This window comes from Roseibium sp., assembly GCF_050301095.1.
GTDB lineage: Bacteria > Pseudomonadota > Alphaproteobacteria > Rhizobiales > Stappiaceae > Roseibium.
Genome location: NZ_JBNKYW010000029.1, coordinates 21,629 through 33,273, shown reverse-complemented (window position 1 = coordinate 33,273; position 11,645 = coordinate 21,629). Strand labels below are relative to the sequence as shown.

General features: G+C 58.9%; 13 protein-coding genes. 2 read left to right on the top strand and 11 right to left on the bottom strand.

Going from position 1 to position 11,645, the window contains the following annotated elements; all coding sequences use genetic code 11:
- A partial coding sequence (locus tag ACQY7U_RS02050) for an ATP-binding protein (protein WP_428641458.1) occupies positions 1-542 on the top strand: 542 nt, incomplete at its 5' end.
- Between the two features lie 55 nt (positions 543-597).
- On the opposite strand, the gene ACQY7U_RS02045 is transcribed toward ACQY7U_RS02050, so the two are convergent.
- The 11 genes from ACQY7U_RS02045 to nagZ form a co-directional block, all read right to left on the bottom strand.
- The gene (locus ACQY7U_RS02045; RefSeq protein ID WP_428641456.1) at positions 598-1,662 is read right to left on the bottom strand and encodes a peptidoglycan DD-metalloendopeptidase family protein; all 1,065 of its coding nucleotides are present in this window, start codon (positions 1,660-1,662) and stop codon (positions 598-600) included.
- 598 nt (positions 1,663-2,260) lie between these two features.
- Positions 2,261-2,953 carry a protein-L-isoaspartate(D-aspartate) O-methyltransferase gene (locus ACQY7U_RS02040; protein ID WP_428641454.1) on the bottom strand — a complete coding sequence of 231 codons (693 nt, stop codon included), beginning with the start codon at positions 2,951-2,953 and terminating at the stop codon, positions 2,261-2,263.
- Positions 2,954-2,974: 21 nt separating this feature from the next.
- Positions 2,975-3,733, bottom strand: a complete 759-nt coding sequence (surE, locus tag ACQY7U_RS02035) for a 5'/3'-nucleotidase SurE (RefSeq protein ID WP_428641452.1) — start codon at positions 3,731-3,733, stop codon at positions 2,975-2,977.
- A 102-nt stretch (positions 3,734-3,835) separates the two neighbouring features.
- The gene (gene serS, locus ACQY7U_RS02030; RefSeq protein WP_428641450.1) at positions 3,836-5,116 is read right to left on the bottom strand and encodes a serine--tRNA ligase; all 1,281 of its coding nucleotides are present in this window, start codon (positions 5,114-5,116) and stop codon (positions 3,836-3,838) included.
- 71 nt (positions 5,117-5,187) lie between these two features.
- Complete coding sequence (gene tatC / locus ACQY7U_RS02025; protein ID WP_428641448.1) at positions 5,188-5,988, bottom strand: twin-arginine translocase subunit TatC; 801 nt, start codon at positions 5,986-5,988, stop codon at positions 5,188-5,190.
- Positions 5,985-6,407 carry a Sec-independent protein translocase protein TatB gene (gene tatB, locus ACQY7U_RS02020; protein WP_428641447.1) on the bottom strand — a complete coding sequence of 141 codons (423 nt, stop codon included), beginning with the start codon at positions 6,405-6,407 and terminating at the stop codon, positions 5,985-5,987. The genes tatC and tatB overlap by 4 nt, the downstream gene beginning before the upstream one ends.
- Positions 6,408-6,448: 41 nt before the next feature.
- A complete protein-coding gene (locus ACQY7U_RS02015) occupies positions 6,449-6,673 on the bottom strand; it encodes a twin-arginine translocase TatA/TatE family subunit (RefSeq protein ID WP_428641445.1) in 225 nt (74 codons plus the stop codon).
- 128 nt (positions 6,674-6,801) lie between these two features.
- Positions 6,802-7,941, bottom strand: coding sequence for an ABC transporter ATP-binding protein (locus ACQY7U_RS02010; RefSeq protein WP_428641443.1), 1,140 nt, complete (start codon positions 7,939-7,941; stop codon positions 6,802-6,804).
- Positions 7,941-8,561 (bottom strand): SMC-Scp complex subunit ScpB, encoded by a 621-nt coding sequence (gene scpB / locus ACQY7U_RS02005; protein ID WP_428641461.1) that lies wholly within the window; start codon positions 8,559-8,561, stop codon positions 7,941-7,943. Before scpB ends, ACQY7U_RS02010 begins: the two co-directional genes overlap by 1 nt.
- Before the next feature lie 76 nt (positions 8,562-8,637).
- Positions 8,638-9,477, bottom strand: a complete 840-nt coding sequence (locus ACQY7U_RS02000; protein WP_428641441.1) for a segregation and condensation protein A — start codon at positions 9,475-9,477, stop codon at positions 8,638-8,640.
- 11 nt (positions 9,478-9,488) lie between these two features.
- On the bottom strand, positions 9,489-10,508 hold the full coding sequence (gene nagZ, locus ACQY7U_RS01995) for a beta-N-acetylhexosaminidase (RefSeq protein ID WP_428641439.1): 1,020 nt from the start codon (positions 10,506-10,508) through the stop codon (positions 9,489-9,491).
- Positions 10,509-10,625: 117 nt separating this feature from the next.
- Here nagZ and ACQY7U_RS01990 point away from each other — a divergent pair, with 117 nt between their 5' ends.
- Complete coding sequence (locus ACQY7U_RS01990; RefSeq protein WP_428641437.1) at positions 10,626-11,639, top strand: alpha/beta hydrolase; 1,014 nt, start codon at positions 10,626-10,628, stop codon at positions 11,637-11,639.
- Positions 11,640-11,645 lie beyond the last annotated feature (6 nt).

Genomic DNA, 11,645 nt, shown 5'->3' with positions numbered 1-11,645 from the left:
ACGAGGAGATTGCGCTGGCGAGCATCAAGCTCATCGAAATACACCGGGAGGACATCGAATCCCTGCCGAAACTGATGGCATTGATCCGCTCCGCTCCCTACCGCTTCATCATTTTCTGCGACGACCTGAGTTTCGACCATGACGACACGTCGTACAAATCCCTGAAGGCGGTGCTGGAGGGCGGTATCGAAGGGCGTCCGTCCAACGTGATCTTCTACGCCACGTCGAACCGCCGCCATCTTCTGCCGCGCGACATGATCGAGAACGAACGGTCCACGGCCATCAACCCGGCGGAGGCCGTTGAGGAAAAGGTGTCGCTCTCCGACCGCTTCGGTCTCTGGCTCGGCTTCCACAAGTGCAGCCAGGACGATTATCTCGACATGGTGCGCGGGTATGCAAAGCACTTCGAGCTCGAAATTGCGGAAGAGGACCTGCGGGCCAAGGCGCTGGAATGGGCGACAACGCGCGGCAGCCGCTCCGGCCGCGTTGCCTATCAGTTCATTCAGGACATGGCCGGACGGCTTGGCAAGGCTTTGGACTGACCCAAAGCAGAAAAACCCAGCAAAGACCGGGTTTTCGCTTAATTCTTGACCGTCCTCAGCGCTTTGGCAGATGGTTGAGCGGATCGACCGGCTTGTTGCCTTGGCGCAGCTCGAAGTGGACCTGCGGTTGCGTCACCGATCCTGTCGCCCCTGCCAGGCTGATCACATCGCCTCTACGAACCTTGTCGCCGCGCTTGACTTTCAGTTCGCTGTTGTGGGCATAGGCGGTAACCCAGCCCTCACTGTGCCGCAGCAGGATCAGGTTGCCGTAACCTTTCAGCTCGTTGCCGGCATAGATCACCGTACCGGAATCGGCCGCCTTGACCGGCGTTCCTTCCGGAACCGCCAGATTGACACCTTCGTTCCTGCCACCGCCGGGCTTGGCTCCGAAATCGGAAATGATGCGTCCGCGAACCGGCCACCGGAAGCTTTCCGTCGCCGCATCCGTATCCGGCTGGACGCTTGCGACGATTGCCGGCGTCTTGATCGGTTCTGTCGGCCGAGCTTCGTTTGTTTTTGCCGGTTCAGGAAGACCGTTCTTTACGACGTTTCCAGACGGTGCTGCCGTCACTGCCGGTGCTGCAGCCGTTTTGCCTGACGGCTGACGGCGGGGCGAAGGTACGTTCTCATCGGATGCCGGGGCAATGGAAGCCGTCGTCAACGACTGCCCCGCCCCTCCAGGCTTGCGCTTCGGGCGAACATCGACTTTCGCAAGCTTGACATTCGCGACCTTGGCGGTGCCGGTGCTGATCTCGGCAAAACTCGGCTGGCCAGCCGGTTTCCGGTCCGGAGAAGGTGTGGACTGGGATTGAACGGGCACGGATCCGGTTACAATTGTTGAATTGCGGCCGGATGACGGCAATTTCACACGGCCCGTCTCACCTTCCGTCGCGCTGGAGTAGCCATTGTTGTCCGCATAAACATACGTCGGGACAATAAGCGTCTGTCCCGGACGTATAGCGTTGGGATCGCCGATTCCGTTGACTGACGCCAGTGCCTGTACCGGAACCCCATAGCGGCGCGCCACCGTGTTCAGGCTATCTCCCTGACGAACCTTGACCTGTGTGCCGCCCGCGGCGGTCCACCCTCTCCAGTTCGACCCGCGGCTGGAACCCGACACTTCAGGCGCGGGTGCCGTTGCAACGGGTGTTGTTCTGGCAGGCGCCGCTGCCGTTTTGCCGGGAGCCGGCAATGGCGCGGACTGAATGGACGATTTCCGCGAGATCGAACCGGTCGCCGCCGGCGCTGAGGAATCCTGCGGCAAGCCGGCGACGGTTCCACCCGGGCCGTTTGCTATATCCTCATAACTCGGCTGAGCGGGCGCCCCATTTATGATATCGCGCTGGTTGCTGGTATTGCTCGTGTAATAGTCGGCTGGCGATCCGAACCGTTCGACGGCGCCGGAACACCCTGCGAGGGAGACTGCCACCAAGGAGATGGTTGCTGCTTTGCTCAGGAGATCCCTGCGGAGGGTACGCGTCCGCTTTTTCATCGACATTACTCTAACCGCTGACAATGGCTGTTATGGTTAAGAGTAGACGTCAGTAAGGTTTATAAAGGCTAAAGACCCGCGCAGGTTTCCCTGAAATTCTCAATAAACCCAACAAGCCGGGGCGAAAACAGGACGAATGATGCGGAGCGTATGGTAAATTTGCGCGATCGCCGCAATTGAGAATCGGGAATGACCAAAGCCCCTGACGCGCCGACTAACAAGAACTCTACAATTTCTTGGCAAGGCCGGGCTGCATCATCACGGTTCGAATCGTAATGAGATTTTCAGCGGTCATGACACTTTCCGACTTCTGGAAGCGGATCAGGGACTGGGGTTCCCTGGCCTTGCCGAGCGGTGCGATCAGCAGACCTCCCGGTTTCAACTGTTGAACCCAGGCATCCGGAACGGCCTCTACGGCTGCGGTGACGACGATTCTGTCGTATGGCCCCTTCTGCTTGAAGCCCGCCAGACCGTCCATCTGCCTCGCCTTGACGTTTTCAAGCTTGAGGGCAGCGAAACGTTGAGATGCCAGCTTGGTCAATGTCGCAAAGCGGTCGAGTGTTTCAATCCTGTCCGCCAGATGCGCAAGCACCGCCGCCTGATAGCCGGATCCGGTTCCGATCTCCAGAACGGAGTGCTCCGGAGAAATATCAAGCGCCTGCAAGGTGAAGGCTACAAGGGATGGCGCGGATACTGTCTGTCCGCACTCGATCGGCAATGCCGCGTCTTCATAGGCCAGCCCATGATGACGCGCCGACAGGAAAAGTCGTCTCGGGACGCGTTCAATCGCCGACAATACATTCCTTGCACCTACACCGCGGCGTCTGAGGCCAAGCACGAAGGCTGCGCGCGCCTCAGCCTCATTTGGCAAAGGTAACGGTGTTGATCCGTGCTCTGTGCCGGGCTTCTGGCCGGCCATGTCTTGCTCCAGGTCTCGGCTCTACTGCAACACCCCTGCCAGGCGATTCACCAGGTCATGGGCCGTAAGATCTATGCGTAACGGTGAAACCGAAACATATCCATCGGCAATTGCCTGAAGGTCGGAATTTTCGTGAACCGATTTGCCACGGTCCTGAAACCTGAGCCAGAAATACGGGAAACCGCGGCCGTCCTTGCGCTCGTCTATGAACAGACCGCTCTGTTCATGGTGTCCCTGGACGGTAACCTTCAGACCCTTGACCGCCTCCGCGGCACAGGCCGGAAAATTGACGTTAAAAAGGGTGTAGGGCCGCATCTCGAAGTCGATCAGCTTGCGGAACAACTCTGGCGCATGGGCTTCCGCGGTCGAATAGTCCGGTTCGGCCGGTGCGTTCCAGTCATAGGCCTGGGAAACGGCGATGGAGCGAATACCGAGAATTGCAGCTTCCATCGCGCCTGCAACAGTTCCTGAATAAGTCACGTCCTCCGCCAGATTCTGCCCACGGTTGATGCCGGACAGAACCAGATCCGGCAGTCCTGGCAGCACCTTGCGCACTCCCATGATGACGCAATCCGTCGGTGTGCCCTTGAGCGCAAAATGACGGTCGTCGAGCGAACGCAGGCGCAGCGGGTCGCTCAGGGTCAGAGAATGGGCGACACCACTTTGATCTGTCTCAGGCGCGATGACCCAGACATCGTCGGACAAGGTCCGCGCGATCCGCTCCAGGGCAGCAAGCCCGGGTGAATGAATGCCATCGTCATTGGTGATCAAAATTCGCATCGGAACTCCATCAACTCGCTTTTTCTACTTCAACCGGAACCTTAAAAGGGTGGCAGGGCTTAAACCTGCCACCCTCGTATAGGGTACCCCTTGACGCTGCTGTCAGCCGATCTTTTCCAGTCCGCCCATGTAAGGACGCAGCACCTCCGGCACCGTGATCGTGCCGTCGCCGTTCTGATAGTTTTCCAGCACCGCGATCAGCGCGCGGCCAACGGCAATGCCGGAGCCATTGAGTGTGTGCACATGAACGGTCTGCTTCGACCCGGCAGGACGATAGCGTGCGTTCATGCGGCGCGCCTGGAAGTCGCCGCAGACCGAACAGGAGGATATCTCGCGATATGTGTCCTGTCCCGGAAGCCAGACTTCAATGTCGTAGGTCTTGCGTGCCCCGAAACCCATATCGCCGGAACACAGTGTCATGACACGGTAGTGCAGGCCGAGCTTTTGCAGAACCGATTCGGCGCATCCAAGCATCCGCTCCAGTTCACTGAGAGAATCTTCCGGACGAGTGACGGAAACAAGCTCGCATTTCTGGAACTGGTGCTGGCGCAGCATACCCCTCGTATCACGGCCGGCGGACCCCGCCTCCGAGCGGAAGCAATAGGTCAAGGCGGTGACACGCAACGGAAGCTGGTCTTCGCCAAGGATCTCGTCGGCAACCAGGTTCGTCAGAGGCACTTCGGCGGTCGGGATCAGATAGTGATCCGTCGTTGTCTTGAAGAGATCTTCTTCGAACTTCGGCAGCTGCCCCGTGCCATACAGCGGTGTGTTGTGCACCAGCAAGGGCGGAGACACTTCGGTATAGCCGTTTTCCTGGGTGTGCAGGTCGATCATGAACTGGCCGAGGGCGCGTTCCAGCCGGGCGATCTGGCCTTTCAGCACGACAAAACGCGATCCAGACAGCTTCGCGGCGGTGGCAAAGTCCATGCCGCCAAGCCCCTCTCCGAGCTCGTAGTGTTCCTTGGGGGCTTCATTGAAGGAAAACACAGGTTTTTCGCCGTGTGTTTTGGCCAGGACATTGTCGTTTTCGTCCTTGCCCGCCGGCACATCGTCGTGCGGCAGGTTCGGGATGACGGCCATGGCGGCTTCCAGATCGGCTATCAGCCGGCGCTCTTCCTCTTCACCTGTCTGGATGAACGCCTTGATTTCCGCCACCTCATTGATCAGCTCCTGGGCACGGGCTTCATCGCCCGACCCCTTTGCCTTGCCGATTTCCTTGGAGGCGGCGTTGCGCCGTTCCTGGGCTTCCTGAAGCTTGGTGATGTGGGAGCGGCGGGAATCGTCCAGCGCGATCAGCCTGGCGGCGGAAGCTTCATAGCCCCGCTTGGCCAAGGCCTGGTCAAAGGCGTCTGCGTTTTCCCGTATCCACTTAATATCAAACATCTTCGTTTCCCGAACGACGGTCGTTGAACTCATCTTCCGTCCGGCAAACTGGAGGGCGGGCGATCCCTGACCTAAGCCGCAGCGTCTTCCGCTTCGCGCTTGGACTCACGTTCGGCCCTCTGACGCTCCACCATCCTGACAGACAGAATGGAGACTTCGTAGAGAAGCAACGTTGGCAGCGCAAGACCGATCTGCGAGATCGGGTCGGGGGGTGTCAAAATTGCAGCAGCGGCAAAAGCCCCGACAATTGCATATTTGCGTTTCTGCCTGAGCGTTTCCGATGTCACCAGTCCCGCGCGTCCGAGCAAGGTCAAAACGACCGGCAGCTGGAACACGAGGCCAAAGGCGAAGATCAGGATCATGATCAGGCCGAGATATTCACTGACCTTCGCCAGATGCTGGATCGCGACCTTTCCTTCCGTCGCAATCTGTTCCTGGGACAGGAAGAATCCCATCGCCATCGGCATGACGAGGAAATAGACCAGGCAGGCGCCGATCAGGAAGAGGACCGGGGTTGCAGCGAGGAAAGGCAGGAAAGCGCCGCGTTCGTGCTTGTAGAGCCCCGGAGCGACAAACATGTAGATCTGGCTGGCAACAACGGGAAACGCCAGAAAAAGCGCGCCAAACAGGGCCAGCTTGAGCTGGGTGAAGAACCATTCCTGAGGAGCGGTAAAGATCATCTCCACCGGATGTCCCTCACCTGCCGCACGCAGGTACGGAACCGTCAGGATGTTGTAAATGTCCGTGGCGAAGTAAAAGCAGATGACGAACATCACCAGAATTGCAGCGATCGACCACATGAGCCGCTGACGCAATTCGATCAGATGTTCGATCAGAGGCGCCTTGGAGGCGTCGATATCGTCCTGGCTCATGCCTTCACTTCTTCCGTCACAGGCTTGTCGTCCGGATCAACCGCGGCCGCAGCCGGCGCATCCGCGTCAGCCTTTTTTTCGGGAGCCTTTACCTCAGCTTGCCCGGAAGCGCCGGTTTTTGCCTCCTTCGGCTTGTCCGAACGCTTTGCAGCATCTTCTTCGATGGATTTCTTGATGTCGCCGAGCGGATTGAAATTCGCTGCGGCTTCCACCTGCTTTTTCATGTCGGCAATGTCAGCCTGCTGCTCGGCTTCCCGCAGAGCGTCGTTGAAGGTCGACTGGAATTCCCGCGAAAGCTTTCGCATCTTGCCCATCGTCTGGCCAAGCGTGCGCAGCATGCGCGGCAAATCCTTCGGCCCCACAACGATGATCGCCACGCAGGCGATCACCAACAGTTCGGTCCACCCGATATCGAACATGAGATGTTCCGTCCCTTAAGGAGACGCGATGCAGATCTGGATCAGCTCGCTTTGGACTGATCTTCAGCTTTTGCAGACGGAGCTGCTTCGCTGGGATTATGATCGATCGTCTTCGGGGCGTCGGCGGTATCGTCTTCCGCCATTCCTTTCTTGAAGCTTTTGATTCCCTTGGCGACATCGCCCATGAGATCGGAAATCTTGCCTCGTCCGAACAGCAGAATCACCACCACCGCGATGATCAAGATCTGCCAAATACTAATGCCCATACGCCAAACTCCTGATAATCGGCTTTAAAGCCATTTGGCCCTTCTTACAAAAAGGGACCTCTCCCTGCAACATACACCACGACTTCATCCGACGCTCTTAGACGGAATGATTAACCGTCCAGCTTGGTCTAGATTTGGCCCTCATGGCGCGGAAATACAAGCACGTCCTTCGGATCCGTGCTGACTGCCACGTCCATTCCCTTCTCCCAGGGGCTTCCTGCCCTGACACGGGCCTGCAACGGATGGTCAAGACCATCGACCGCGATGCTCAGAAGATCGACCTCGCCGACGAATCGCTTCGAACGGATTCGTCCGGACACACCACACAGCCCGTCCTTGTGCAAAAGCACGCCCTGGGGACGGACACAGACATCCACCTTTTCGCCGCCTGAAAGACCTTCGCCGGGAAGAATTCCAAGCGGCGTTTCAACACCTGCGGATGTCACCACGCCCTCGATCTGATTGAGCTCGGAGAAGAAACGGGCTGCAAACAGGTCGACCGGTGCCTTGTACAAGTCAGCTGCCGTTCCATGCTGCACAAGGCGTCCGCGCCGCATAAGCGCAATCTTGTCTCCCATGCGCATGGCCTCTTCGGGATCATGCGTCACAATGATGCAGGTGGCGCGCGTCTCCCGGATCACGGCCAGCGTTTCATCGCGCACGCTGTCGCGCAGCCGCTTGTCGAGCCCGGAAAACGGCTCGTCCATCAGAAGAATGCCGGGCCTTGGTACAAGCGCGCGTGCCAAGGCCACCCGCTGCTGTTCGCCGCCGGACAAGGCGTGAGGATAATCGGAAGCATAATCGGCAAGCCCCACCCGGCCAAGCGCGCCAAGCGCTGCGGCAACGGCTTCCTTCTTCGGCATATTGGTCAGGCCGAACATGACGTTGGCCAGAATACTCATATGGGGAAACAGCGCGTAGTCCTGGAACATAAGGCCAACGCCGCGTCTTTCCGGGGGCAAAAAAGTATCGTCTCCCGCAATTTCCCTGCCGTTGATCAGGACCTTGCCCTGGTTCTGGCGTTCCACACCGGCCGCAATCCGCATCAAGGTGGTCTTGCCGCAGCCAGAATGGCCCAGAAGGCAAAGAATTTCACCAGGCGCAATCGATAAAGACAAATCTCTGACCGAGGGGACCCCGTCATAGTCGTGCGAGACGTTTTCGAACACCAGGCCGGCAGCGATCGTAGCGCCGGCGGTTCCGGGGGCGCCCCATCTCAGCGCCTGTCCGCTGCCATTGTTGTGAATCGGCTTTACTTTTTTCAGCATCAATCTTCGGCGGTTTCGACCGCATCAGTGTCAAACAGCGAACCGTCTTCTAGAGGATCCTCGTCCTCGGTCAATGCCACGTCGTCGTTCGGCGTCGGCACCAGGAAGGAAGCTGGAACGGCACTGTCCAGCAGACCCGCACCTTTCAGTTCTTCCAACCCGGGCAGATCCTTAACATTTTCCAGCCCGAAATGAATGAGAAACTGGTCCGTCGTGCCATATGTCACAGGACGGCCTGGCGTCCGCCGGCGGCCGCGCATTCGGATCCACGTCGTCTCCAGAAGAACGTCAAGAGTTCCCTTCGACGTCGAAACGCCCCTGATTTCCTCGATTTCCGCACGTGTGACAGGCTGATGATAGGCTATGATCGCCAGCGTCTCGAGGGCGGCCCTTGACAGTTTGCGCTGTTCCTCGACGTTCCGCTGCATCAGGTAGGCAAGATCCTCTGCCGTCCGGAAACACCATTTGCCGGCAACCCTGACCAGATTGACGCCACGCGTCGCGTAGGTTTTCTGCAGCTCTTCCACGAGAGAGAGTACATCGGTTCCATCCGGCAGGCGCAGCGTGAGTTCTTCCAGCGACAGGGGTTCGGAAGAGGCAAACAGCAATGCTTCTACCATTCGCAGGCCCGCGAAATCGGGTATCCGATCCGGTCCGGCGGTCACCTTCCCGGCTTCAAGGCCGGGAAACTCGATGTCAGCAGTCATCGTCCTGCTCCTTGGCTATCGAGCGGATATAGACCGGCGAGAAAGGTTCTCCCTGCCGGATTTCGACCTGCCCCTCCCGAACCATTTCAAGACTGGCAGAAAAGGTGCTCGCCACAATCGTCGCCCAGTCCTTGTTGTCGTAGAGATAGTCCCGAAGGTAGGCATTGAGCGGCGCCCACTCGCTGACACGCCCGACAAGCTTGGTCAGGAGCTCGCGCGCCTCCTGCAGTGACCAGACAGTTCGCCTCAGCACACGCACCGATGTGACCGACTGGCGCTGGCGCTGCGTGGCGTAGGCGGAAAGCAGATCGTAGATGGATGCGTCCCAGATGCTGCGGTGTTCGACCGAGAGGGTTTCCGGAGCGCCGCGATGGAAGATCTCCCGGCCTTGCCGGCTTCGGTTCATCAGGCGCTCCGACACTTCTCGCATGGCTTCCAGACGGCGCAGGCGAAAGGCAAGAGCCGCGGCCAGTTCCTCACCGGTTGGCTCGTCCTCGTTCCTTTGCTCCGGAAGCAGCAACTTTGATTTCAGGAAGGCAAGCCAGGCCGCCATGACCAGATAGTCGGCGGCCAGCTCCAGGCGCATGCGTCGCGCTTCTGCGACAAATTCCAGATATTGCTCGACAAGCTGCAGGATAGATATGCGGGCAAGGTCCACCTTCTGCGTTCGCGCAAGGCCGAGCAGCAGGTCCATAGGCCCCTCGAAGCCCTCCACGTCCACCACAAGCTGAGGATCGGAAACGGCTCTTTCGTCATTCGCACCAACGGAGCTCAGGAGATCATAGGATCCGTCTTCCGCGACCTGTCTGTTCTGTTCCAACTCCGCCATATCTGCTCCGGTTATGCGCCTTGCCAGCCCGTCAGGGACCGAAACTCCGCCCATGCGTCCTGACGGCTGAAGTCCGGGTCCGGCGGCCTGTATTCGCTCAAGGCCCGATCGCAGCGCCGAAGCGCGTCTCCGGCCAGCTCCGGCACGACATTGGCCACCGCCCGCATCTCGGTCATATCACCGTTGCAGTGCAGGACAATGTCACATCCGGCTTCGACGATCTTACCGGATCTCTCCTCGAAGCTGCCGCCAAGTGCCTTCATCGAGATGTCGTCGCTCATCAGGCAACCGTCAAAGCCGATTTCGCCCCGGATAACATCCTGAATGACCTTGCTGCTCTGCGTTCCTGCCGTTTCCGCGTCAATGTCTGCATAAACAATATGGGCAGTCATGCCCAAAGACACGTTCGAAAGTGCCTTGAAGGGCCTGAAATCCACGCTTTCCAAAGAAGAATAGGCTGCGTCCACCCTCGGTAGCTCCAAATGGCTGTCGACCTGCGCCCGGCCGTGTCCCGGAATGTGCTTGATGACAGGCAGAACACCGCCCCCAAGGGCACCGTCGGCCATCGCTTTGCCAAGCTTCGCTACCGTTTCCGGATCGGAAGAAAAGGCCCGGTCGCCGATGGCATCAACCGTTTCGGGGAAACGGATATCGAGACATGGCAGGCAATCGATAGTGATGCCGACCTCATGAAGGTCGGCTGCGATCAACCGCCCCCCAAGCCAGGCGGAACGTACCCCCGCCTCGGCATCCTCCTCGAAAAGATCTCCGTAGAGCTTGGGCGCCGGATACCTGGGCCAGTGAGGCGGCTTCAGCCTCTGGACCCTGCCGCCTTCCTGATCGATCAGAACCGGAGCGTCCGAGCGCCCGACGGCCTCCCTGAATGATGATGTCAGCGCCCTCACCTGATCCCGCGTTTCGATGTTGCGGGCGAAGAGGATCAGCCCCCAGGGGTCCTCTTCACGAAAGAAGGAAATTTCGTCGTGAGTGAGCGTCGGTCCGGAGCAGCCGGAAACAAAGGCCTTGGTCATCGTTCCGGCTTATCCGCCGCGGTCATGCCCGTCAAGAAAGGCAGGCCCGTCTCTTGTGTCCCTTGCCCATTCTTGCAATCTATGCGCAAGCCGTCATTGCGAGGATAGGAGCCTTCCATGCGTATGCGTCTCGACATTCCAGCCGGAACCGTGCACCGGATTTCCCACAGATCGGAAATCCTTGGCCATAACCGGCTGGGGGATACGGCAACGCGGGAAATCGCGGTCTATGTCCCACAGGGTCACGATGGTAAGGGCTTGCCGCTGCTGGTGGATATTGTCGGTTTCACCGCGGGCGGCCCCGCCCACGTTAACTGGAAGAACTTCGGCGAGAATGTTCCCGAACGCCTAGACCGTCTCATTCACGATGGCGAAATGCCGCCCGTCGTTGTGGCCTTTCCAGACTGTTTCACGCGTCTTGGCGGCAACCAGTATATCGACAGCAAGGCCATGGGCCCCTGGGCAACCTGGCTGACGACTGAGATGCTGGAAGACGTGGAAGGCAGGTTCGGCTGCGGTGGTGCCGGCAAACGCGGCATTTTCGGCAAGTCCTCAGGCGGATACGGAGCGGTCATTCATGCCATGAAACACTCCGATGTCTGGTCGGCGGCCGCTTGCCACTCCGGCGACATGGCCTTCGAACTCTGCTACCTGCCGGAAATGCCGAGCGCACTCAGGGCGATTGCAAAGGCCGGGTCGATCGAAGCCTTCGTGAGAGACTTCGAAAAGGGGCCGAAGTTTCCCGGCAACTCTCTTCACGACCTGATGACGTTCGCGATGGCCGCAACCTACGATCCGGATCCGGATCCTGAGGTTTTTTGCGGCATTCGACTACCTGTGGATCTGCAGACCTGCGAGATCATAGAAGACCGCTGGAATGCCTGGCTGGAATGGGATCCTGTCCATATTGTCGACCGGCATGTCGATGCGCTCAAGTCCCTGAAAGGGCTGTGGATCGAATGCGGCGACGTCGACCAGTACAATCTGGTCTACGGTGCAAGACGCTTGCACAGGAAACTGGAAGAATTCGGCGTTGCACACGTCTACAAGGAATTCGACGACAATCATTCCTCCATCGACTATCGGCTCGACGAGAGCCTTCCCTACCTCGCCAGAAAACTTTCCGAGTAGGTGCCC